The organism is Neptunicella plasticusilytica (assembly GCF_047922965.1).
Classification (GTDB): domain Bacteria; phylum Pseudomonadota; class Gammaproteobacteria; order Enterobacterales; family Alteromonadaceae; genus Neptunicella; species Neptunicella plasticusilytica.
In genome coordinates this window covers 790728-815672 of the sequence record NZ_CP150481.1, presented here as the reverse complement: position 1 = coordinate 815672, position 24945 = coordinate 790728, and the positions used below count along the sequence as shown (strand labels likewise).

At 47.3% G+C, this 24945-nt stretch carries 21 protein-coding genes; 8 read left to right on the top strand and 13 right to left on the bottom strand.

Annotation, left to right across the window (positions count from 1 at the left end):
- Positions 1–27: 27 nt before the first annotated feature.
- From putA to V1467_RS03645, 3 genes are all read right to left on the bottom strand, one after another.
- Positions 28–3828, bottom strand: a complete 3801-nt coding sequence (gene putA / locus V1467_RS03655; RefSeq protein ID WP_416307449.1) for a bifunctional proline dehydrogenase/L-glutamate gamma-semialdehyde dehydrogenase PutA — start codon at positions 3826–3828, stop codon at positions 28–30.
- A gap of 336 nt (positions 3829–4164) precedes the next feature.
- Positions 4165–4806, bottom strand: coding sequence for a phospholipid-binding protein MlaC (mlaC, locus tag V1467_RS03650; protein WP_416307448.1), 642 nt, complete (start codon positions 4804–4806; stop codon positions 4165–4167).
- 185 nt (positions 4807–4991) lie between these two features.
- Positions 4992–5471: an ester cyclase gene (locus V1467_RS03645; RefSeq protein WP_416307447.1), complete on the bottom strand. Its 480-nt coding sequence runs from the start codon at positions 5469–5471 to the stop codon at positions 4992–4994.
- 362 nt (positions 5472–5833) lie between these two features.
- Between V1467_RS03645 and V1467_RS03640 the strand changes: the two genes are divergently transcribed.
- Positions 5834–6778: an AraC family transcriptional regulator N-terminal domain-containing protein gene (locus V1467_RS03640; protein WP_416307446.1), complete on the top strand. Its 945-nt coding sequence runs from the start codon at positions 5834–5836 to the stop codon at positions 6776–6778.
- Between the two features lie 25 nt (positions 6779–6803).
- Here the strand turns inward: V1467_RS03640 and V1467_RS03635 are convergent, their stop codons facing one another.
- From V1467_RS03635 to V1467_RS03625, 3 genes are read right to left on the bottom strand one after another with little or no spacing between them, the layout of a single operon-like run.
- Complete coding sequence (locus V1467_RS03635) at positions 6804–7538, bottom strand: copper homeostasis protein CutC (protein ID WP_416307445.1); 735 nt, start codon at positions 7536–7538, stop codon at positions 6804–6806.
- Positions 7539–7581: 43 nt separating this feature from the next.
- Positions 7582–8550 (bottom strand): N(4)-(beta-N-acetylglucosaminyl)-L-asparaginase, encoded by a 969-nt coding sequence (locus V1467_RS03630; protein ID WP_416307444.1) that lies wholly within the window; start codon positions 8548–8550, stop codon positions 7582–7584.
- An 18-nt stretch (positions 8551–8568) separates the two neighbouring features.
- Positions 8569–9483 (bottom strand): BadF/BadG/BcrA/BcrD ATPase family protein, encoded by a 915-nt coding sequence (locus V1467_RS03625; RefSeq protein WP_416307443.1) that lies wholly within the window; start codon positions 9481–9483, stop codon positions 8569–8571.
- A 282-nt stretch (positions 9484–9765) separates the two neighbouring features.
- Between V1467_RS03625 and V1467_RS03620 the strand changes: the two genes are divergently transcribed.
- Entirely contained in the window at positions 9766–10614 is an 849-nt protein-coding gene (locus V1467_RS03620) for an endonuclease/exonuclease/phosphatase family protein (RefSeq protein ID WP_416307442.1), read from the top strand.
- Between the two features lie 15 nt (positions 10615–10629).
- On the opposite strand, the gene V1467_RS03615 is transcribed toward V1467_RS03620, so the two are convergent.
- Positions 10630–11184: a CGNR zinc finger domain-containing protein gene (locus tag V1467_RS03615; RefSeq protein WP_416307441.1), complete on the bottom strand. Its 555-nt coding sequence runs from the start codon at positions 11182–11184 to the stop codon at positions 10630–10632.
- 184 nt (positions 11185–11368) lie between these two features.
- On the opposite strand from V1467_RS03615, the gene V1467_RS03610 reads away from it, so the two are divergent.
- From V1467_RS03610 to V1467_RS03595, 4 genes are all read left to right on the top strand, one after another.
- Positions 11369–12316 carry an alpha/beta fold hydrolase gene (locus tag V1467_RS03610; RefSeq protein ID WP_416307440.1) on the top strand — a complete coding sequence of 316 codons (948 nt, stop codon included), beginning with the start codon at positions 11369–11371 and terminating at the stop codon, positions 12314–12316.
- Positions 12317–12795: 479 nt separating this feature from the next.
- Complete coding sequence (locus tag V1467_RS03605) at positions 12796–13707, top strand: sigma-70 family RNA polymerase sigma factor (protein ID WP_416307439.1); 912 nt, start codon at positions 12796–12798, stop codon at positions 13705–13707.
- A gap of 6 nt (positions 13708–13713) precedes the next feature.
- On the top strand, positions 13714–14082 hold the full coding sequence (locus V1467_RS03600; protein ID WP_416307438.1) for a DoxX family protein: 369 nt from the start codon (positions 13714–13716) through the stop codon (positions 14080–14082).
- A 126-nt stretch (positions 14083–14208) separates the two neighbouring features.
- Entirely contained in the window at positions 14209–14739 is a 531-nt protein-coding gene (locus tag V1467_RS03595) for a DUF3750 domain-containing protein (protein WP_416307437.1), read from the top strand.
- A 10-nt stretch (positions 14740–14749) separates the two neighbouring features.
- Here V1467_RS03595 and V1467_RS03590 read toward each other — a convergent pair whose 3' ends face one another.
- Positions 14750–15652 (bottom strand): LysR family transcriptional regulator, encoded by a 903-nt coding sequence (locus tag V1467_RS03590; RefSeq protein ID WP_416307436.1) that lies wholly within the window; start codon positions 15650–15652, stop codon positions 14750–14752.
- A 104-nt stretch (positions 15653–15756) separates the two neighbouring features.
- On the opposite strand from V1467_RS03590, the gene V1467_RS03585 reads away from it, so the two are divergent.
- Both V1467_RS03585 and V1467_RS03580 read left to right on the top strand, forming a co-directional pair.
- Positions 15757–16980, top strand: coding sequence for an MFS transporter (locus V1467_RS03585; RefSeq protein ID WP_416307435.1), 1224 nt, complete (start codon positions 15757–15759; stop codon positions 16978–16980).
- Between the two features lie 29 nt (positions 16981–17009).
- Complete coding sequence (locus tag V1467_RS03580) at positions 17010–18056, top strand: aldo/keto reductase (protein ID WP_416307434.1); 1047 nt, start codon at positions 17010–17012, stop codon at positions 18054–18056.
- A 76-nt stretch (positions 18057–18132) separates the two neighbouring features.
- Here the strand turns inward: V1467_RS03580 and V1467_RS03575 are convergent, their stop codons facing one another.
- The 5 genes from V1467_RS03575 to V1467_RS03555 form a co-directional block, all read right to left on the bottom strand.
- The gene (locus tag V1467_RS03575; RefSeq protein WP_416307433.1) at positions 18133–19206 is read right to left on the bottom strand and encodes a branched-chain amino acid aminotransferase; all 1074 of its coding nucleotides are present in this window, start codon (positions 19204–19206) and stop codon (positions 18133–18135) included.
- A gap of 189 nt (positions 19207–19395) precedes the next feature.
- Complete coding sequence (locus V1467_RS03570) at positions 19396–20535, bottom strand: DUF819 domain-containing protein (protein WP_416307432.1); 1140 nt, start codon at positions 20533–20535, stop codon at positions 19396–19398.
- 40 nt (positions 20536–20575) lie between these two features.
- A complete protein-coding gene (locus V1467_RS03565) occupies positions 20576–21685 on the bottom strand; it encodes a mandelate racemase/muconate lactonizing enzyme family protein (protein ID WP_416307431.1) in 1110 nt (369 codons plus the stop codon).
- 128 nt (positions 21686–21813) lie between these two features.
- The gene (locus V1467_RS03560; protein WP_416307430.1) at positions 21814–23724 is read right to left on the bottom strand and encodes a serine hydrolase domain-containing protein; all 1911 of its coding nucleotides are present in this window, start codon (positions 23722–23724) and stop codon (positions 21814–21816) included.
- A gap of 31 nt (positions 23725–23755) precedes the next feature.
- Complete coding sequence (locus tag V1467_RS03555) at positions 23756–24937, bottom strand: dipeptidase (protein WP_416307429.1); 1182 nt, start codon at positions 24935–24937, stop codon at positions 23756–23758.
- Positions 24938–24945 lie beyond the last annotated feature (8 nt).

Genomic DNA, 24945 nt, shown 5'->3' with positions numbered 1-24945 from the left:
TCTTTATTTAATGATGATCAATCTTGGCTATTCGTCATCTTCTACCAAGGTCATCAGCGAAGTATTACCGCCGGATGCGGTAGTATCAATGCTGAGCGTCTTCTCGGTCAGCAGTCGCTGGATCAGGTTATCGTTATATTCGGCAGTAATTACCGGCAATATAACACCTTCGCGTTCAGCTAACTTCTGGGTGATATAAGCACTACGATCACTGTTACTGTCGATAACCACACCAGCCAATTTTTGCTCACTTAGTAAGGCTTCCAGATGACCCAGTTTGGCTACCTGCAATACCCCTTCAGGCGAACCGGTCGCGACAAACTGGTTACGGAACTCGATAGCTTCCTCATAGAACAGATCGGATACCACTGAAATCACCACGTTACCGGTAGCCAGGGCCGTCACCACCGACAACGCCCAATATTCGAAAGTCACGTTTTTATCCGCAAAACAGACCAGAATACCGCGCGGTTCCAGATACAGGACATTGGATTCACCTGTAGGGCCTGGCAACTGTTTCGGGTTTCTCAGGTGTCTTTCGATACTGATCAACTGCGAACGGGCTGTAGACAAGGTGCGGTTTAAATCCTCCGCGAGCTCTTCAACGATATCCACTTTGGATATTTTGGCCAACAGCTGACGTACGGCGGAAATCCGGGTGTTCAATACCGTCAAACGCCAGTCATTTTCTGCCTCAACCGCTTTTTGCATAATTTCATGGGCCTGATTGCGTCCTTTTTCATCACTCTGCAAGGCGGTATCCTGTTCCGGCTCGTAATCTTCCGAGACAGTCTTCGGCGTGGCTTTTTCTATCATCAGCCGAGGCAAGTAGTTCGGCCCGCCAGCTTTGGGACCGGTACCGGATAATCCGCGTCCACCAAATGGCTGGACACCTACGATGGCACCGATCATATTGCGGTTAATATACACGTTACCGGCACGAGATAACTTGGCCAGTTCCACCGCCCGCTCTTCAATGCGTGAATGAATGCCCATGGTCAAACCGTAACCGGTTGAATTGATATCATGGATCACCTGTTCCAGCGATTTGGATTTAAAGCGCACTATATGTACACAGGGACCAAACACTTCTTTTTGCAACACATTGATATTATCTATCTGATACAGGCGCGGGGCGAAGAATGTTGACTCTGCCGGCACATCAGCAATATTGCATTCGTACAGCAATTTGGCTTTATCCTGCATATCTTCGACATGTTTATTTAAGGTATTCAGCGCTTTTTGATCAATCACCGGTCCCACATCGGTAGATAGCATGGCCGGATCGCCTACATGCAGTTCTTTTAACGCACCTACCAGCATCTCGGTCACTCTGTCGGCAATGTCTTCCTGTAAATACAGAATACGCAAAGCGGAACAACGCTGTCCGGCGCTCTGGAAGCCGGACGAAATCACGTCATCGACAACCTGCTCAGGTAAGGCAGTCGAATCGACGATCATGCAGTTCTGCCCACCTGTTTCGGCAATCAGTGGCACCTGTTCACCGCCACGGCTGGCCAGAATTTGTGAGATGAGTGTGCCGGTCTGGGTCGAGCCGGTAAACATAACTGCCTTAATCCGCTCGTCCGGGATCAAGGTTTCACCCACTTTGGAGCCTGGGCCAATCACCATTTGTACTACGCCTTCGGGCATGCCCACAGATTCCATTAATTCAATCGCACGCAAGGCAATTAATCCGGTTTGCTCTGCCGGTTTAGCCACTACGGTATTACCGGTGACCAATGCCGCAGCGACCTGCCCCAGGAAAATTGCCAACGGGAAATTCCACGGACTGATACACAGCACCACGCCACGGGGTGCTAATCTGTCATCATCGGCTAACTCTTCAGCCCGAGCGGCGTAATAGCGACAGAAATCGACAGCTTCCCGCACTTCATCCACGCCATCCTGGGTCACTTTACCGGCTTCTTTAATACACAAGCCGATCAGTTCATCCATATGGCGCTCAAGAATATCGCTGGTACGACGCAACAAATTGGCCCGCTCGGAAACCGGCGTTTGCGACCAGTCGGCAAACGCGTTGTGGGCTTTATCCAGTTTTGCCAACATTTGCTCGCTGTCGTCGTAACGATGGTAGCCGACAATTTCGCTATGATTAGCCGGGTTACGCACGGCATGGCAGCCTTGCGGAATCGAATCTTCGCTCAACTGGTGTTCGTTAAACCAACGATCCAGAGAGTGTTTTAATGGACCGATAGTATTGATATCAGTGACATCCAGACCTCTGGAATTAAAACGTTCGTCCCCGTATAAATCTACCGGCTTGCGAATTTGTTCATTATATTTGTGCTTGAGGCGCTGGGTTTTTTCCACCGGGTCTTCCAGCAAGGATTCTACCGGACGGGTTTCATCGACGATGGCGTTAACAAACGAAGAATTCGCGCCGTTTTCTAACAGTCTGCGCACCAGATAAGCTAATAAATCTTCATGATCACCCACCGGGGCATAGACCCGGCACTGGATATTGTCGACGGTGACAATCTGGTCATACAGGGTATCCCCCATACCGTGCAGGCACTGGAATTCAAAGCCTTCTTTATCATCACCGGCCAATTCCAGAATCACCGATGCGGTATAGGCATTATGCGTAGCAAATTGTGGGTAAATCGTATCGCGGTAGTCCAGTAGACGGTTGGCGCAAGCATGATAAGACACGTCAGTGGAGTATTTACGGGTAAATACCGGGAAATGATCCAGTCCATCTTTTTGGGCATTCTTGATTTCGGTATCCCAGTAGGCGCCTTTAACCAAACGCACCATCATGGTTCTGCCGACACGTTTGGTCAGCTCCCGCAACCAGTCAATCACAAATAAAGCACGTTTCTGATAGGCCTGTACCGCCAGACCAAAGCCACTCCAGCCAGCCAGGTCTTCATCACTGAACACCATTTCAATAATATCCAGTGAAATATCCAGGCGCTCGGATTCTTCCGCATCGACAGTTAAACCAATATCGTATTTTTTGGCCAATAAACATAAGTCTTTTAACTTGGGCGGAATTTCTGCCAACACCCTTTCGCGGTGAGTAAATTCATAGCGGGGATGAATGGCTGACAGCTTAACCGAGATACCAGGGCTTTTACGTGGCCCTTTACCTGCGGCGGCCTTACCGATGACTTCAATCGCATTGGCATACGCATCGTAATAACGCTGCGCATCTTTACTGGTGCGAGCCCCTTCACCCAACATGTCGTAGGAATAGACATAACCATTGCGTTCTTTTTCTTCCGCTCGAGCGACCGCATCCTTGATGTTTTCCCCCATCACAAACTGGCGGCCCATAATTTTCATGGCGATATTCATCGCCTTACGGATCACCGGCTCACCGACACGGCCGATTAACTGTTTAAGAATACCGAAATGTTCTTTCTGCCGTTTATCCGCATATTTGACCATGCTACCGGTCATCAACAATCCCCATGACGAGGCATTGACAAATAACGAGTCGCTATTGCCCAGATGCGGTGTCCATTTTCCTTTAGATAATTTGTCGCGGATCAGTTCGTCCTGAGTCTCCTTATCCGGTACCCGCAACAAGGCTTCGGCCAGACACATCAACACCACACCTTCGGCGGTGGATAAGGAGTATTCGTTTAACAATGCATCGATACCACCGTGCCCTTCCTGTTCACGACGGATACGCAATACCATGGTTCGCGCCCTTTCCCAGGCACGACTGCGGGCACGCATATTTACTTCCGCATCCGGTAAAATATGATCAACAGCCAGGTTTTCTTCTATTCGATAAAAATTCCTGATTTTCTGACGAATTGGACATTCAGTAGTCAAGTTACCGTTAAACAGCATAAGCAGCCTCAGTTGATAATATTAATAGGGTAAAAATGATAAGTTGTAGCTTTGTTGGATCTACTTGATCGGCAGAAGTTCCATTGACTCCCCGCCCAGCGGGGCGCGATTCTAACCTGTTTGTTGCGCACTTCCAATGCAACAACATCACACTAAAGCAATGCCAAAGTGCACGGTAACCTTTACAGTAAATTAGATTCAAATATTGTCCTTAACTAATCATTTCATCATGAATTTAGTAAAGCCAATAAATATAGATATATCAAAGTATTAGATAAAAAGAACAGTAAATCGGGATGGATATGCGCCTGAAGCGGCGCATATTTGGCAGAAATATTATTTTTCAGGATTAATATCAATTTTCTGGCTGGTTTTCTCTTTCATCAAGTCAATCACGGTTTGCAAACCCTGCTGGCGCAAAATGGATTCAAATTCACTTTGCTTGCTGGAAACCAGACTAATACCTTCGACCACCATATCATAAGCCTGCCAGGCGCCTGTCTTACGATCTTTGCGAACAATAAAGGCCAGTTTGATATCAGGTTTACCGGGATCTTTAACTATCGCTTTTACCGACACCTGTTTTTCATCTGAAAAATCTTTTTCCGGCTCAAATTCAACAGTCTGGTCGTTATAGTATGTCAGCGCGTTAGCGTAAGTTGAGACGATATAAGGCTGAAAATCATTAATATACTCATACACCTTTTCTTTCGGGTAATTACGATAGTATTTACCCAATACCTTCATCGCTGCATAATTTGAGTCAACGTATGGCATCAGTTCTTGCGATACGATATCGCGCAATACTTCCGGATTCTTTTCAATATTGGCCTTTTCGCTCTTGATGCGGCCAAAGGTTTTAGTGGCAACCTGATCAACCATTTTATATGGATTAGTTGTATCAATATCTGCCGCCCACGCAGCTGCAGATAATGAAGAAACAATGATGGCGAAACTCATTGCCAATATTCTGAACATGGTTTTTCCTTTGTGTTAACAATAATAAAACAAACATACATCGGCGAATGTTTATTATATACATTCATGCCTGTTTGTAAAGTAAATACGCTGTCAATCAACCTATTTATAAGGCTTTTAAGTAATAAATTATGTATAAAATTGTATTAAGGTATGTACAAATATTTCTGCCGACCAAATCCCCCCTAGTAAGCATGCAATGAAGGTTTAAACCAGTCGACAGAATCCGGTTGCAAAGCAATGAGTGCTTGTCCTTGTGCTCGCACTTCTTTTATCTGGCCATCAACCAGATGAAAACGAATGCTTCCGCCGGTGAACCTTATCGACATGCCACTATTGGCATAAGGTACCCCCACCAGAGAATCATCAAAGGCCGGGCCAGTATGCGTTGCCATGCCGTCCCAGCGGCCAATGACATACTCCCCTTCGGCAATTAGCTCACCGACTTGCCAAAATACCAAGTCAGGGTAAGCCCGTCTGAATCCCTGTATAAAGCGGCGAATCTGCTGATGTCCTCGCAAACTTTCCCGTCCCGAGTAATTCAATTGCGCATCCTCTGCCAGATATCGATCCACCACCGACAAGTCAACGGAATTTCCCCAGAAACCACGAAACCAGTTTTCAACAACAGCTTTGTTTTGTTCATATTGAGTTATGATAGACATGTTAGGCCCTATCCTTTGCATTAAACCAACACAGAATTGAAAATGTGGCACTACCAGTGTCTGACCGGGTTACAAGAGAAAACAACTCACGGGCATCAGAACGGATTGTTTGATAGCCATAATACTATAGTGGGTGACAAGTGATAATGATGTGCCTATTTCTACTTAGTTGATGCCTATTTGTACATAATGCTTTATTTTCACAAATTACTGTATTAATTTACAGCAGCTAACTTTTTAACACTTACTATTATTAGGTAATTACCGAGTCGAGAATTAAGGATAGCAGAAGTAGATTTGTCTATTTGTCCTAAAAACTTGCCTATTTCTACAGAATGTATATTTATCCTGGAGGAGAACATATGGAACTCGCCGCGGCTCAGCCACACCCTACTTCCTCGGACATATCCGTATCTCAAGATCAGATCCGCAATGAACTGGTTTCGGTGCTAAGTCGTCAAACCGAAAATCAGGAAGGCGCTATTGAAACTGCGATTGAAGGTTTGTTATTAGCCAAAGTCTGTTGTTCTACGGGTCCAATTGCAGGCATCCAGCAGCCTGCACTATCGGTTATGGTAAAAGGTTCAAAACAGGTATCGATCGGTAATGAAAGCTACCGTTACGATCCTTTCCATTATATGGTATCGACGGCTGATTTACCGGTTACAGCCAGGGTAACTCTCACTCACGAGTCCGAGCCTTCACTGGGTTTGAAGTTACTGCTGGATTCCAAAGAAATCAGCTTATTACTATCCGATGAAAACCTGCCGCCTATCGATAAACAGCAAGACGTAAAAGGTATTCAAATCCACCGGCTTGGACAGGATTTACTTGACCCGCTAACGCGTTTAATAAAACTGCTTGAAACGCCGGAAGATATTCCTATTCTGGCACCATTGATTAAACGCGAGATATTTTATCGGCTGCTCAGAGCAGGACAAGGCAAACAGTTACAGCAGATGATTCTGCAAGATGGGCATGTGAACCGTATTGCACGGGTACTCCACCTGTTGCATGACAACTATCACCAGCCGCTGAAAGTCGATGAATTGGCCAAACAGGCGCATATGAGCGTGTCAGCCTTACATCATCATTTCAAATCTTTTACCGCTATCAGTCCCTTGCAATATCATAAAAATCTGCGTTTACAGGAAGCCAGGCGGCTGATACTCAGTACGGATCAGGGCGTCGCTGCGGTAGCTCGAGCAGTCGGTTATGAGAGCCCTTCCCAGTTCAGCCGCGAATACCGCCGCTTATTTGACGTACCGCCAGCACAGGAAAAGCACAAATGGGCTAAACAGGCGTGAAATACGCATTGGTACTTTTGGAGTTTTATGTGATTTGCGTCAGACACGACACCATGTTGGCGACTTTCAAGCGGTTGACTTGATTTCCCTCCAGTACCGCAGAATAAGTATGAAAAGAAATTCTTCTATTATTGCCAGCTAATTGCTGTTTGAGTGAGTCAATATTAGCAAGACTCACTCCCCCACCAACAATAATCTCCATATGGTTATCGACTATATTGAGAAAATCTTGTAGTCGATGGATCCCATATTCTACTCCTTGAGTCGACAACCAGTCTGTGCCGGAAGTTAGTACACGATTAATCCCAAGTTGTATAAAGCGCTCAAGCGCCTGATATTGATTATCTATGGCATCAAATGCCCGATGAAAAGTAACAGACAACCCCAACATTTTTGCATGTTCAAGCAAAAGATCTAATGTCACATAATCGGGTTGATGCTCTTCATTTAATACACCAGTCACCACACCGTCGGCACCAGCTTTTGCCAATCTTTCCATGGTGACCAGCATTGAATCGATTTGAGCAAAAGAATAACAAAAATGTCCAGCAATCGGGCGCAGCATCACCATCAATTCAACAGAATCACCGATCATATTTTTAACTAACTGTACGGCTTCAAATGTAGGAGTTAATCCTTGCTCTGCCATATTTGCGCAAAGTTCGATGCGCACCGCACCACCCTCCAACACGGCTTGAGTATTCTTACCAAGTTGGACCAAATCATCTGCAGCCAGACAGATCTCTAATGCAGGTGTCATTTGATAACTTCCACTGAGAATATCGACCGAATCATCTTCGTCACTATGCAGGAACCTGCAATAAACTGTCGGCATCAATTAACTTGGCACCCTGCTGGTTGCGAACCGCGTAATTGAAACCTGACTGGATACAGTAAGCACCATATTCACCCTGCTTGTTCAGGGCCAGAAAGCCGACCTGAAAGGCTTTGTAATCCCCCAGTTTGGCAGCGATACGCTCGACAGCCTGCTTGCAGGCCTGTTCAGGAGATGCGCCCTGACGCATGAGTTCCACCACCAGATGACAACCGACAGTTTTAATCATCAGTTCTCCCATGCCGGTGGCGGTGGCGGCACCAATTTCGTTATCCACATACAGGCCCGCGCCAATCAAGGGCGAATCTCCCACCCGGCCATGCATCTTGTATGCTGCGCCGCTGGTGGTGCAGGCTCCGGACAAGTTACCGGCACTATCCAGTGCCAGCATACCGATAGTGTCGTGATTCTCGATATTGATCATCTTGACCTCGCGCTCTTTTAACCAGCGCTGCCAATCGGCTTTGGACTCGGGTGTGAGCAAGTCTTCTTCAACAAAGCCCTGCGTCTTGGCAAAATCCAGCGCCCCCTGCCCGACCAGCATTACGTGAGGGGTGTTTTCCATCACTTTGCGCGCCACTGAAATGGGGTGCTTGATATTTTGCAAAAAAGCCACCGAACCACAGTTCATATTGTCATCCATAATGCAGGCATCCAGTGTCACAATTCCCTTGGCATCGGGATAACCGCCATAGCCGACAGTACGTACCTCTGGATCAGCTTCAGGCACCCTGACACCGGCTTCAACTGCATCCAGTGCACGGCCATTTTGACTCAGTATTTTCCAGGCGGCTTCATTTGCCGGAGTGCCATGTTCCCAGGTCGACACCACAACGGGTTTGCCTACCTTATTTTTTGCCACCGTCTTGGCCGATACCAGTCCCAATGCACCGGCTATAGCGGAGAGTTTTAAAAAATCACGTCGGTTAGTGCTCATCAATCTTTCCTTATAAAATCATGCCGGATTTAATGTGGTATAACGTTGATATCCCAGTAACATGGCTCCTTGTTCCGGACTGGCCTGCGCCTCCACGACCAGATCACGCAACTCATGCGCCAAATAAGGCTGAATATGAGGCGCCACACCGCCAACAAATGCAATTCTGTCAATACCGAAACCGGCCAGTCGGGTCATGACTTTATTGATAAATTCAGCCCCCTGCCTGAGTAAACCAAGACTGATATCGTCTCCCCTGCGGGCATGTTCAAATACCAGAGGAGCAAAACGGGCAAACTCCTGGGCGGGAGCATTATTCATTTTTTCTGCCAGTGAAATAATATCGAAATCGTCCAGTACTGCCTGAGTCAGTGAGGTATGGGGCCCTACACCGTCAGCATCCAGCAATACGGCTTTAATTAATTCCAGCCCAAACCAGGAGCCGCTGCAGGTGGCGTAAATAGGAAAGCCATAGCCACCAATAGCATGATGTTCGCCCTGATGAATGCCCAAGGCGCTAAAACCGGTGCCCAGAATAATCACCGCCCCCTCTTCACCGGCATGAGCGCCGAGCACGGCAGCATGTAAATCTGTAGTCAGAAACAAGCGGCCAAAAGGATGTGGCCAGTTGGCCATAGCTAGTTGCATACTGGGTAAATGCAAACCGGCCAACCCCGCGCCCACCACTAGCTGTTTGAGTGAAACCTGTCCCAAACCAGCGTCTTCAAGCGCCAATTGCACGGCCTGCGTAATGGATTGTTGGGTCTGTTCCAGACCGTTCACCGGGTTGGCTGGCCCTGCCTTGCCAACGCCCAGTAACTGCTGCTGGTCAAAAATGGCTGCTCGACAGTGGGTCGCCCCGCCATCAATGCCAACAAAATAGATGGGTTCAAGTCCGGCTGAACTGGCATGTGAACGAGCATCAATCACCATGCTGTATTACCTTGAGTTAACTTAACCGCTCGCTCCAATATCGAGTGCGTGTTAAATAGCAACTGAAACTACAATCTAATACTTCGAATAACGATAGTTAATTAGAACCTAAATAATACACATGATATCAGTAGACTGTAATGATTAAAAAATCAAATTAAACAGTATGTTAGAACAGAAATTATATTTAATCACCAAGCTTCTTAGTGTTGTTTTATCTATTATAATGTTGTGGTAAAAATTAGCTGATTAAAAATTTTTCTGTTAACTAAGGAATAGAAGATGTCACAAAGCCTGGTTTTAGTATTTTTATTCTGCGCATTTTCAATCCCTGTTACGGCGACTCCGCAAAAAACAATAGTACTAATTGAAAGCTTTAATCTGCGTTACGATAATCCGGGTGACGGCGTCAATGCCTGGCCCAAACGGCAACAAACCGTACTTGCACATCTGCAACAAACCCAACCCGATGTGGTAGGCATGCAGGAAGTGTTAGCCCATCAACTGGACTGGCTGGATAATCATCTGGCGGATTATGCCTTTATCGGTGTGGGTCGTGACGACGGTAAGCGTGCTGGTGAATTTGTGCCTTTATTATATAACACCCGCACACTGGAAAAACTGGATAGCGGCTATTTCTGGTTATCGGAAACACCAGATGTCGCGGGCTCTATCGGCTGGTTAGCCCAACTACCCCGAGTAGTCACCTGGGCCAAGTTCAGCCACAACAACAACATCTTTTTTGTGTTTAACGCTCATTTTAGCCATGTTAGCGATCTGGCCCGTCAAAAAAGTGCTGAGTTCCTGGTTCGCTATATTCCCACTATCGCCAAAGATGAGCCGGTGATCCTGATGGGGGATTTAAATACGCTGGAATCAGAACCCGCCTATGCGACAATTTTGGCTGACTCGGCACTGCAATTTAAAGATAGCGGCCTGGTAGATGACCATCAACCTGCGACCACTTACAACGGTTATGGCCAGCACGAGGCCAAACGTATCGACTATATCTTTATCAGCAAAGGATTAACCAGCAGCCGTTACATGACTCATCAAATTCGTGAAGGACAGTATTATATCTCCGACCATTATCCCATTTCAGCACAAGTTATCCTGCCTGAGATGAACTAATCTGAGCGCAGGCAGTTAACTGTGTTTTCGTTGGTGAACCGCCACTTTAGTGCGGTTCCCGCATATATCCATGCTACACCACTTGCGTTTACCGGTGCGTGATGTGTCCAAAAAATGCAGCACGCAGTCAGGATTGGCACATTTTTTAACTGGGTAACGTTGCTCTGCCACCAAGGCTTGGGCTGCAGCCTCGGCGATTTTAGCCAGCACCGCACTAACCGGTAACAATCTGTGCCTGGGCTGTAAAATAAATTCCCCACTTGCAGCATTAAAATCAAGATGTTGCAAATCATGGGCGATACCTAAATAGTCATTTAACAAATCCAGTTTAGGCGAAGCGGATACGTGACCTTCAGCTTTATCGGCAATCAACTGAGTCATATCGGCGCGTAACGCCAACACGCGCTCAAACTCAACATCGGGTTGCTGCTCCACAGGTAACTCAGCCAATTCCGCCCAGTGATAAAAGTCGGACCAAGTTAGTAATAGATCCCGAACTTTTTTTCGCTCTGCGACCTGTGTATTACAAAAGTCCAAAGCCAGATTATTTCCCACAAAAACAAATTGCATATTGACCTCAATCCGCCAAAACATACTAACCACTATAAAACAACTTGACAGGTTAGTAAAACAATTCTAACTTAAATTAACTAACCTGTTTAATCACATTTAACAGGTTAGTTAATTTAATCAAGTTTGCCTGAACTTGTTCAGCTAACTAAGTCAATTATCAACAATTCCCAAGGGGTAAATTATGTTTTCGAGCAACATGAAAAAAGCCGCAGTAGGCGCGGTATTAGTCGCCACTGCAGGAGTGGCAGTGGCTAACCAAAACACCAGTGTTCATTACGGTTATGAACAGGTTGGCGATCAGCAAATTTTTTACCGTGAAGCAGGAGATCCCGACCAACCTACTGTGGTGTTATTACATGGCTTTCCGGCATCTTCACACCAATACAGGGAAGTATTGGAAAAACTGTCCGATCAATATCATCTGATTGCTCCCGATTATCCGGGATTTGGTAGCAGCAGCTATCCGAGTCCGGCTGAATTCACTTATAACTTTGATAACCTGGCCAAGGTGATTGACCAGTTTCTCGACCAAAAAGGAATTAGCAAATATTCACTGATGATGCAGGATTACGGTGCGCCAGTAGGTTTCCGCATTGCCACGGCACATCCGGAACGAGTCCAGACAATTATTACCCAAAATGGTAATGCCTACCTTGAAGGTATCAGCCCCAAAGGCTGGGGACCGGTCCTGGACTACTGGAAAGACAAAAGTGCTGAATTGGAGAAAATCATTAGTGAGAATGTATTCTCCTATGAGGGAATGAAGTGGCAATTTACCCATGGCACCCAGCATCCTGACAGCATTTTGCCCGACAGCTGGGAACTGGCTTATGCCCGTATTTCTCGCCCGGGTCAGCATCAAGTCCAGCTAAAACTATTTTATGATTACCAGAACAACCTGAAACTCTATCCTCAGTGGCAACAATATTTAACCGATTACCAACCGTCGGTACTGGTGGTATGGGGCAAGAATGATGCGTTCTTTCCCGAGTCTGGAGCTGAAGGTTATAAGCGGGATGTCGAGGATCTGGATTACAATATTTATGACACCGGACACTTCGCACTGGAAGAAAAAGGTGATGAAATCATTGCCAAGATCAGGCGTTTTTTGGCTACCAGAGTAAAATAGGCAAAACTGCATTATTGACTGCCTTTCATTGATTAAGCCGGTAGTTTACCGGCTTGTTCCCCTTGCACTATTAAAAAAATAAAAAATTTATTTTTTAATTCGATTAGGGCGTGTTGATCTTTGGTGTGTGTTTTTGCAGCAGTTTGTAGCGTATTTATACAAGGCAGAGCGAGTGTGGTGTAGTTATTCTACATGAATGAGCGATAACGCTGTAGAAATGCGCTACAAACACTGCCCGGAGGGTTCAACCCAACACCTTCTGCTCTTTGTTGCCGGATTTTGACTTAGACCCACTAGGCCTGCAACCCGGCGTCGCGACCAGAAGGTGTTGGACTTGAACAAAATTCACACCCCAAAGATCAACACGCCCTAGTTAGGATAAATTTCAAATAAATTTATACTTTCTTGTCACATTTTTTATCTACCAGCCGTCAGTACTACAACAGATGAAAAATGCGAGTAAATAACTAAGTTGAATAATGATGCAAAATAAAGATTGGTTGACGATACATTTTGAACAAACCCGAAGTCATCTAAAAGCCGTTGCTTACCGGATGCTGGGCTCAACAGGGGAAGCGGAAGATGCCGTTCAGGAGGCCTGGGTAAGACTGAACCGTTCTGAATCGGAAAAAATTGATAACCTCAGCGGCTGGTTAACCACTGTTGTCGCCAGGGTTTGTCTGGACATATTACGCCGCAGAAAATCTCGTCCGGAAGAGTCGCTTGAGCAATATGATGATGAAGTTAAGGACGTTCACGCGCAGCAACCAGAACAGGATTTCATCATCGCCGACTCGGTTGGACCTGCCTTGTTGATGATCCTCGATACGTTATCCCCCGCGGAACGCATCGCCTTTGTACTGCATGATCTGTTTGACTTGCCCTTTGAGGAAATAGCCCCGGTTATTGACAAAAGCGAAGCTGCCACCCGGCAGTTGGCCAGTCGCGCCAGACGCAGAGTGAAAGGAACCAGTCCAGCATATCAGGATAGCGATCGCCAGCAGCAAATGGTGACCGCTTTTCTTGCCGCCTCACGAGAAGGTAATTTTGACGCACTGATTAAACTACTGCATCCCGATGCCATCCTGCGCGCCGATGACACTGCAATTAAAGTCACCAAAGCCAATCAGGCCAAAGGGGCGCCGCAATTTAAGGCCCAGATCTCAGGCGCCACCCATGTGGCAGAGACCATGAAAGGCAAAGCCGCTGGTGCTCAACTTGCTCTGGTGGATGGATTGGCAGGTGCTACCTGGACCGCCAACGGGAAACCTGTGGTGGTATTCTGTTTCTCGCTGAGCGGCGACAAAATTTCCGCCATCGATATCGTGATGGACCCCAAAACCTTGCGCAATATCAACGTAGAAGTCATTGATTCTAACAACAGGAGCTAATAAACGATGAACCTAACCCTATGGATTTTACAAATCTTGCTGGCTTTGCATACTGCCATTGGCGCAGTCTGGAAGTTTTCCCATTCCGCTGAACAGACCATGCCATCCCTCAAGGCCATTCCGTCAGGAGCCTGGTTAACATTGAGTGTGGTTGAGCTAGCTGTTGCCCTGTGCCTGGTATTTCCGGCGTTCTATAAACCACTCAGCATACTGGTGCCGGTAGCTGCAATCTGCATTATTGCTGACATGCTGCTGCTGACCGGTGTACATATTTTTTCCGGAGATAGCAACTACGGTCCTATCGGCTATTGGTTGGTGGTCGCCTTGATCAGCGCTTTTATTGCCTACGGCAGACTGACACTAAAACCTTTTTAACATATTGGGAGCGCCTCAATACTGAGTTGAGGCGTTGCCTGTCATACTCACTGCAGCAATCCAGTTGCAGACTAACGGCCATTTTGCGCTATGATAGTTCCCGCCAGCCATCACCCGGGAGTCAATATGTCCAGAAATGCGATAGTTATATTATGTATAATTTTCCTTAGCGCATGTTCCAACAATAGCTGGCGCACTGCCTCCCGTGAACCGGCAGGCATTGCGCCGAATCCGGCAAAACACAAGGATGCGGTTATCGAAGTCTACGCAGCAGATGCCTTTAGTTGGCGTGGCTGGTTTGCGGTGCATACCTGGATTGCCACCAAGCAACAGGATGCCGAGGATTATACGGTTTACGAAGTGGTTGGCTGGCGGGTAAAGCGCGGTCTTCCAGCCTTGCATGAGTACCATACCACCACACCCGACCGTTACTGGTATGGGGCCAAACCGGAGAAAATATTGTCGATTCAGGGTGATAAAGCAGCCACTTTGATCCCTAAAATTTCTGCTGCTGTTAGTCACTATCCCTGGGCAAACGAATATAGCGTATTTCCGGGGCCGAACAGCAATACCTTCCCCGCCTGGGTAGGACAGCAGGTACCTGAGTTGGGGCTGGAAATGCCATTTAGTGCCATTGGTAGCGGTTATGCCGATTAATCCAACACAGTCACAACCAGTTTTCATTGCTCATCTGGTCTTGCAGGAAATCGATAAAAGCCCGCACTCGTGGCGGCACCAGTCGACGCTGTGGCATCACCGAATAAATCGACGTTTTCATATGATAATCCGGTAACACGGCGACCAGTTTACCCTGTTCAATATCTTTACTGATATGCCAACTGGAATGCAGAGAAATACCTAATCCGGATAATGCCGCATCACGCAGTGCATCGCCCAGATTGCTTTCCAACTGTCCTTTAACCTTGACACTATATTGCTGACCACTTTTGTCAGTCAGGTTCCATCTGTCTTCCGGACCATTAAAGCTGGTCAGTAGCAAGCACTGATGCCGGGCCAAGTCGTCAAGGGTTTCAGGAGCACCATACTTTTCCAGATAGTCGGGGGAGGCACACATGATCCGGCAGTTGCTCGCCAGTTTTCTGGCCACTAAACCGGAATCCTGCAGCGAACTGGTGATGCGGATAGCCAGATCAAAACCGTCATTAATCAGATCGCGTTTTTCATCGGTTAGATTTAACTGCACTTGTAAACGGGGATGCTGGGCTAAAAAAGAGGGTAATAACGGCGAAATATAATGATGGCCAAAAGACACCGCAGCAGTAATACGCAGCGTACCACTGACTTCCTTGCCTGACTGGGTTAAGCCGGACGTCAGCGCCTCCAGATCTTCAATTAGCGGCCGTCCTTTTGAAGCCAGCTCAATTCCCTCCGGCGTGGCGCTAATCCGTCGCGTGGTGCGGTGCAATAAGCGCACTCCAAGATGTTTTTCCAGGCTTATCAGCCGCTTGCTTGCCACCGCCGGAGTTAGGCCTAAACTGCGTGCCGCAGCACTGATGGTGCCGGTATCCAGTACCCGGATAAAAATAGCAATATCGGTTAGTCTGTCCATTTATTATCAATAATTTATTGAAAGTGAATCTATATTTGCACGTCTAGTGTATTTAATACAAGCACTCTAAGCTTGCACCATCTTTTTAATATTGAGTCAAACAAATGAATCTTTCACGTTATATCAAAAACCCGGCGTTATACGCTTTGGCGGTCGGTGCCTTTGGCATCGGCTCGACAGAGTTTGTGATTATGGGTTTACTGGAGCAGGTCGCTCACGACATGCAGGTGGGTTTGCAAACTGCCGGGTTTCTTATTTCCGGTTATGCCTTAGGTGTGGTGGTCGGCGCGCCCATTTTTACCTGGCTTAGCGGCCGCCTTTCCCACAAAAACGCGTTATTACTGATGATGCTGATTTTTACACTGGGTAATCTGGTGTGTTGGTGGGCCCCCAATTATGAACTGATGTTAACCGCCAGAATTTTAACTGCCTTCGCCCATGGTACCTTTTTTGGAGTGGGTTCGGTGGTGGCCACCAAAGTCGTGCCTCCTTCACAAAAAGCCAGTGCTATTGCCTTTATGTTCACCGGGCTAACCCTGGCGACCATTCTTGGTGTACCGGCTGGCGCCTGGTTAGGACAAAACTTTGGCTGGCGCATTCCTTTTGCGGTGATTTCGCTGGTCGGGGTGGTTTCCATAATTATTATTGCGGCATTTTTACCTGAAACAGACAAGGATAAGACACTCGCCGGCGAGAGCTCGTCACTAACGCGCCTGCTGGGTGTAGACATCCTGTTAAAGCTGTTAATGACAGTATTGGCGTTCGCAGGCTTTTTTACCGTATTTACCTATGTTCAAGCCATGTTGACCGAGGTTTCCGGGTTCAGCCTCGATGCTGTATCGGCGATTTTAATGGTGGTGGGGCTGGGTATTGTGGTCGGTAATATGTTTGGCGGCCGTATCGCTGATCAGCGTCCACGTCAGGCCATTATAGTGACGCTATTAATATTATTGGCATCGCTGTTGATATTGCCGCTTACGCTCAATAACCAGCCCTTAACGGTGATCTTTTTTGGCGTGCTCGGAGCAGGTGCGTTTGCCACCGTGGCCCCGTTACAAATGAATATTCTGAATTCAGCTAAAGGGCTTTCCCCGACTGTGGTATCCAGCCTCAATATCGCGGCGTTTAATCTGGGTAACGCCTTAGGAGCCTGGTTAGGCGGTTATGTTATGACTCATTACTTGAGAGTAGCGTATCTACCCTGGGTTGCCGCCTTACTTGTATTAGTCGCATTGCTGGTCGCTTTTATCGATAACCGCATCTCGTTAAAAGCAAGCAACACCTCTACTAATTTAACTTTTGACCCTATTCAACAGTGCGAAGCTTGAATATCAGGCCGCAGACACAGGAGTAATGTATGACACAGACAATAGAACAACGCTTTCTGGGCGATTCAGGCTTTAAAGTACCTGCATTGGGATTTGGCGCCGGTACTTTTGGTGGCAAAGGGCCGTTATTTAGTGCCTGGGGCAACTCCCAGCTAGAAGAAGCCAAAAAAATCATTGATATCTGCCTGGAGCATGGTGTGAACTTGTTTGATACCGCCGACGTATATTCAGACGGCGAATCGGAAAAAATACTGGGGCAGGCACTATCCGGCAAACGCGACAAAGCCATTATCTCCACCAAGATGACACTGCGCAGCGGTGACGGCGTCAATCAGGTTGGTGCATCAAGACATCACCTGATCAACGCCACGGAACAAGCGTTAACACGGCTAAAAACCGATTATATCGACATTCTGCAGTTACATCACTTTGATGCGCAAACCCCGCTGGAAAGCGTGATGAGCACCCTGAATGAGTTAGTTCAATCCGGCAAGGTACGCTATATCGGCGTATCCAATTTCTCGGGATGGCATATTATGAAGGCCCAAGCTGTAGCGGAACGTTACGGTTATCAACGTTTTGTTGCCAACCAGGCCTATTATTCACTGGTCGGCCGTGATTACGAGTGGGAACTGATGCCAGTGGGGCTGGATCAGGGTCTGGGCGGCATTATCTGGAGTCCATTAGGCTGGGGAAGACTGACAGGTAAAATCCGCCGTGGACAAAAAATGCCGGAACAAAGTCGCCTGCATGAAACAGCACAGTTTGCGCCGCCGGTTGACGATGAACATCTGTTTAATGTGGTTGATGTGCTGGATCAAATAGCGGCAGAAACCGGCAAAAGCATCCCGCAAATCGCAATAAACTGGCTACTGAGCCGCCCGAGCGTATCATCGGTGTTAATAGGTGCCAGAAACGAGCAACAGTTGCAGGACAATATCGGCGCATTGGGTTGGTCATTAACAACAGAGCAACTTGACGCATTGAATAAGGTGTCCAGAGTCAGCATACCTTACCCTTATTACCCCTACTGGAATGGGCAGTTTACCGAGCGCAATCCACCTGCTTGTCTATAACAACTACGCACCATCCACCACGAAAAAACCACCTGAAAAGGTGGTTTTTATTAGGCCGTGTTGATCTTTGGTGTTGTTACTTAACCGGGATTTCAACTACCCAGTCAAAGGGATCGGCAACTGTACCGTATTGAATACCGGTTAACTGATCATATAAATGTTTAGCCACTGCACCGGACTGATTATTGTTGACGATATAATCTTTACCCATCAAACACAGCTTACCTACCGGTGAAATCACTGCGGCAGTACCGCAACCAAAACATTCGGTGACTTTACCGCTTTCAATATCCGCCATTACCTGATTGACATCCAGGCGCTGTTCACTGACTTCATAGCCCAAGGTCGGAGCCAGTTTTAAAATCGAATCGCGGGTAATCCCGGGTAAGATACTGCCGCTTAAGGCCGGGGTGACAATCTTGTTATTGTCGTACACAAAACAGATATTCATCGCACCGACTTCTTCAATAAAGCGGCCTTCAATGGCATCCAGCCATAACACTTGTGAATAACCTAATTTGGCCACTTCTTCCGAGGCATACAAACTGGCGGCATAGTTACCACCGGTTTTAGCTTCACCGACACCACCGACGACTGCACGGCGATACTTGTCGGCGATAAACACCGAAATAGGATTAAAACCGCCCTGAAAATAAGCCCCTGCCGGACCGGTAATAATAAAATGGGTGTAATTAGCGCTGGCGCCTAGCCCCAGTTTAGAGCTGGTGGCAATCATGGTAGGACGAATATATAGCGAAGATCCTGCTTGATCCGGTACCCAGGCATGATCCAGTTCAATCAACGACTTCAGTGCGTCAAAATGGAATTGCTCATCCACTTCAGGCATTACCATGCGCTTGGCACTGCGGTTAAAACGTTTAAAGTTTGCGTCAGGACGGAACAGATTAATATTGCCGTTAGCATTACGATAGGCTTTTAGGCCTTCAAATATTTCCTGACTGTAGTGCAGTACCGCTGCAGACGGGTCCAGAGTTAAGGCGTGATAAGGGCTGATTTCAGCATTATGCCAGCCCTTTCCCTGAGCAAAGTCCTGACTGAACATATGGTCAGAAAAGGTTGAGCCAAAGCTGAATTCCTGTGGACAAGCCCCTCGTTTAGCAACATCAAGCGGCTTAATAACAATAGACATCTATATTGCTCCTAACTTTTTATAAAGAGAGCGGATGATCTACCCGCTCTCCGGAAAATAATTTTTATGCCCTTCATCCTAGTTTGTTGGCGGCACTCATTCACCGCCAGCAATTCCAGGAATCTTGGGAATATCAGGCGGATATTATGGGAAAAATACCGATTAGTAACCAGCAAAACTCAGAATTATTTAAGATAAAACGCCGGTAATGCTAATACCGATAAAGGTCGCAACAGCATAACCTAACACGCCGACTAACATGCCTGAAGTGATCAATGACCGCCACCCTTGCCCCGCAGCCAGTGCAGCAGCGGCAGCAGGTCCCAGTATACAGGCACTGGATGCAATCATCAGCTCGGCCAAATCGAGCTTAAACCACCATCCAAATAGCAGCAGTAATGAGATGTGCACCAAAATAACCACAACCAGAAAAAGCACCATCATCAATGCCGATCCGAGCAGGTTGCTCATATTAGCACTGGCGCCGATAGTAGCGAAGAAGGTGTACATAAAAATAGTGCCTATTTCAAAGTCGAAATTAATCTTACTTATCATTTTTTTGCCAAAATTGGCGGCCAGTAACGACAAAATGGTGATGCTAATAATAAACATCCCCGGGATTGCAATGTAGCCTGCCAGCGCGCTACCCAATACACATATGCACAGACTTAATGCGATACCGTTAACTACCCCGCTCATAGTGGCTACACCATCATCCATTTGCTTGTCATCTGCCACCGGTTCCCCACGGGATGCTGTATCCATATGGGCAGACGGGACAAGTCGCCTTATCAATGCGGAAGCAGGCAGCGACATCAGTAAAATCAGGAATACCACCGCCCCCAGAGCGTCAGCCGCCAGGGTCGATAAATAAACCGATGAATCGGTCAGTTGTACCGCTTCTGATGTCGCAACAAAGTTGGAACTACCACCAATATAACTGGACGTCAGTACGCCGACTATTTTGGCTTCCAATTCTCCCAAGTCCACCAGCCAGGCACCGATAAAGGCACCTAACACGGTAAAAACAGTGGCTAAACCGAAAGCAGCCAGCATAGTGCCGCTTTCCTTGAAGACCCGGGCCAGATCGGCGCGAAACAGCAACATAGGTATTGCCAGGGGTACCAACAGTGACTGAACTGCATCGTACAAACCGGCACTATTTGGCAGCACGCCAATGTTCCCCAAAATCAGGCCACATACCAGAATAATCAGCGGTGCGGAGATCTTGCTACCCAAAGAAGTTTTTTCACAGCGATATCCAAACGCCACTATCAGCATAATCACTGCCAGCAAGGCCATGCTGTTATCGGCACTAATGATTGGCACAACGTTCTCCACTAATATTTAATTGATTTACCAAGCGGGGTTACAGTTCGATACAACAAGGATTTTCAATTGCTGCCTCATCAATTTCAGCACCGTGTCCCGGCGTATCGGGCAAGTGCAGCACGCCACCCAGTTTGTCATCATAAGTAACGCCTCCTTTAACCGGATCTGTCCTGAAATGGTAAGCCGAATCCAGATCGAGAAAGGTGATATTGGGTCTGGCCATGGCCAGATGTGCAGCCGCGGATAAACCTAAACGACTCTCACCAAAACAGCCAATCATACACTTTATCTTGGCCGCTTCGGCAATGGCATTAATTTTAATCCCGGTATTAATCCCCCCGGCCTTACCCAGTTTTATATTCAGATAATCCACAGCATCCAGCTGGATCAGCTTCAATGCGTCATGATGATTAAATACGCTCTCATCAGCGCATATGGGTAAATCAACCTTATCCCTTAATCTGGCTAGGCCGCTATGATCCCAGGCGGCCAGTGGCTGCTCCGAATACTGCAGATTCAACCCTGCCATCGCCTTGAGGTTGGCGACTGCCGTGGGATAGTCCCAGCCCTGGTTGCTGTCAATTTTAATCGCCACATCCGCGCCAGCCAGTTTCCGCACCGCCGCAACATGTTCGACATCTTCCAGCCCTGCACGCCCTACTTTTAACTTAATCGCGTCAAATCCAGCATCCAGAATACCTTGCGCCTGTGTTAAGGTTTGCTCGACGCTGTCTTGCATGCCGATGGTTAAATCGGTACGCAAGGTTCTGCTTTCCCCACCCAGAAATTGATAAAGCGGCAAACCGGCAGCTTTGGCTGCGATATCATATAAGGCCATATCAAAGGCGGAACGAATAGAAGGATCGCCCAAGGTAAAGTGGTTGATTTGCGCCATCCGCGCCTCAATAGCCAGCGGATCATGGCCAACAATCAGTTTGGCTAACTGGCGGGCAACGCTATAGTTGCTGTCCTGACTGTCTCCGGTAATAGGCGCAAATGGACTGGCTTCTCCCCAACCGACAACACCGCTATCCGTCGAAATCTTGACCACTACATTACGCGCCGCATCTATTGCTCCCAGAGGAGTCCGAATAGGATGATGAAGTGCCACATTTAAATGGCTGATTTCAACTTTATTAATTTGCATAACTTTTTGTTCCGCTTTTATCAGATTTGCTGATGTGAATAGCTTCCTGAAAAAACAGGCTTGCGGCCGCAGGGTCAAAGGCAGCCACAATCCTGCTCCCAGGGAGTGGGAAAATTTTAGAATTGGCTCTAATACTGAAAACCAAGCAAATTCCAGTAACAATAAAACCAGACCATAAACAGTGCACAGAGTGTGACTAATGAATAGCGAATGCGCGCCCAGCGTCCGTTGAGCAAACCAAGATTCCATACCTGAAACGAACAATACAGATGATAGAAGCTGGCAATAAGGGCTAATATCGGAAAGATAAACGAAAATTTCAGCATCGCCGGTATGGCATACAATAACTGCGTGACCCCGACACTGACTCCCAATAAGAACGTCATCAGGAACAACAAATTAAAGCTGGCGACAGCAATGGAAGCACGAAAGGCGTTCTTTTCCTGAGTGGGAAGTTGCTGGTAAGTTTTCCACTGATAAGCCAAGCGGATAAATACGCTAATAAATACCAGTACAGATAACCCCATCAACAAACTGGTAAAACCCATCGTCTCGTAAAAGGGCGCTTTATAAAACTGCATTACGCCAAAACCATCAACGACGTAGCCAGTAATCTGCCCCTCTTCGTCCTGCTGGAACGCAACCCGACCGTAATCGTCCACTTCACGGAACAAATTATGACCCACTTCCACGTAGCGCTTGTCACCAATCATCAGGGTATTGTCCGGCAATGGTGTGACCTTACTGCCAGCAAACAGGCCCATTACCGACTCCGCCTGGGTAAAGTTATTGCGCCAGGTATTATAAGTTCCGGCATATTTGGCCGCCCTGTCAGCAAAATCAGCTGGAGGTTTTACATCCTGAACTGGGTGCGGAAAAAACTCGTCATAGAAGGCTTTCACCAACGCGGTATGTGGTCCTTTGTAACCCGGCACACCGCTAAAGGACGAAAACAGTATAAAATCTTCTTTTTTGGACATGCCAAAGTGAGAGGCAAAGGCTGTGGTTCCGCCGTCATGGCCGAAATTGTCGAAACCGTCTGGCCCAAAGCGGCGTTTCAAGAAGCCCAGCCCGGTACCACGTACCCGTTCATCATGGCTGAATCCCTGCTGTAGCATTTGCGCTAGGGTTACTTCCTTGAGGATCCGGCCACCGTTATATTCACCACCATTCAATAACGCACGGGCAAATAGCGACATATCATAAGCCGTTGTTGCCATCGCCCCAGCAGGACCAAAATTGGAGATGATTTCATAGTTCATTTCGCTGTATTGATCTGGCTCATAGCGATAGGCTTTGGCCATATTGGCATCCAGCTCAGGCGGTAAGGGTTCAACAAAAGTCGAACGAGTCATACCTAACACATCAAAAATATGCTGCTGCACATAGCTGTTAAAGTCCTGCCCCGACACATTGGCAACTATCAGCCCGGCTAATGCCGTCGCCCAGTTTGAATATGCCACATGTTCTCCCGGCGGATTGACTCTAACCGGCTGATGTTGGGCTAACGATTCGGCCAAGGGCACAATAAGATCGGGATCATCAACAATTAAATAGCCCAGCGAACCATCTTCAAAACCGGCAGTATGGGTCATAATATGCCGCAATGTTACTGGTCTATCTGGCCAGGTATCATCGACTTTAAAGGTTTTAAGGTAATCATTAACGTTGGCATCCAAATCCAGTTTACCCTGTTCGACCTGCTGCATAACCGACACCCAGGTAAAAAGTTTGGAGATGGAACCCGGGCGAAACAGGCTGGTTTTTGGATCAACCGGAATACGCTTTTCTACATCGATATAGCCGTAACCTTTGGCAAAGATCATTTTGCCGTCTTTCATCACCGCTACCACACCGGACGGACTATGACTGGCTTTCATACTCGGCTTGACTACGCCATCGACAAAAGCTTCAACCACAGCAGGATCGGTCACATCAGGTACGTTGTCGGCGTGCGCCGTGTTAGCTAACCATAATGACGTCATCGCCAGCAGGCAGGACAACCCGGTTTTGATTCTATAACTTGTTTTGTTACTCATCTTGTTATCTCTATTGTTATTATTCTGGAAATCAGGCTGACCAGATATCGCCCAATACACGCTTGAAGTTACCGCCCAGAATTAAACGGATATCGTCATCCGCATAGCCGCGTTTAACTAATCCGGCGGTTAAATCGAAAATCCGTCGCGGGTGGTCATAGCCATCGGTGTCAATCTTGCCGCGAAAGGCATAGCTGGCTTTATAGTTGGCTTTGAGCGCATCGTAATAAGGCTGGGGAATATCATCATAACCATCCATATCCATGTCCGAACCAATCCCGACATGTTCAACTCCAACCAAACGGGATACATAATCAATATGATCAATGATGCTACTGATATTGGTCGGCTCTTTGTCGCTAACAAATTGACGAACGCCGGTAATCCCCATCACACTGCCCGATTTACCCATCGCCTTGATGGCTTGGTCAGATTTACAGCGGATATGACCACCGGCCAGTGCCCTGACATTTGAATGGGTGATCAATACCGGTTTGTTGGCTACTTCAAAGGCATCCAGCGTGGTTTGGTCACCACAATGGGAGACATCCACTGCCATACCCAACTTGTTCATGCGCTCGACAATCTGTACCCCAAACGCGCTCAATCCACCATCACTGCGATCAGTTGAGCCGGTACCAATCAGGTTGCGGCTGTTATAGGTTAACTGGCTGACCCTTTGTCCCAGATGATAAAACTGGTCCACATCATCCACTACCCGAAAATGATCGGCATTCTGGATACCGATAATCAACCCGACTTGCTGACCCTTTTTTAGCCCTTCCAAATCGCTGATCGAATCAATACGTTTAATATGCCCGGCATGTTCTGCCACCATCGAATTAAGACCAGCCACAAAAGGCATGGCTTCATCTGCGCCAAGACCCACTGCGGGATGAAACACATCGATGCCGGAGGACAAAATAGTACGCATATATTGGTCGGAAATTTTGTAAGCATCCTGTTGTTTGGGCTTATCACTGAACATCGCTTCCATCATCTGTCCGATAGGTGTCAGCAGTGACAGCATGTCAAAAACCTGGCTACTGTTAACCAGATCGATCACTTTACTGCTGTAACGGGTTTCGGATGCCGCAAACACCTTGAAGGAACCTAAATTAATCATTGGCAATGCCAACGCTGTCGCTCCTGTTTTAAGAAAAGAACGACGACTGATTTGCTGAGCTGAGGTTATATCGGTTTTTATTTTCATTTTTCACC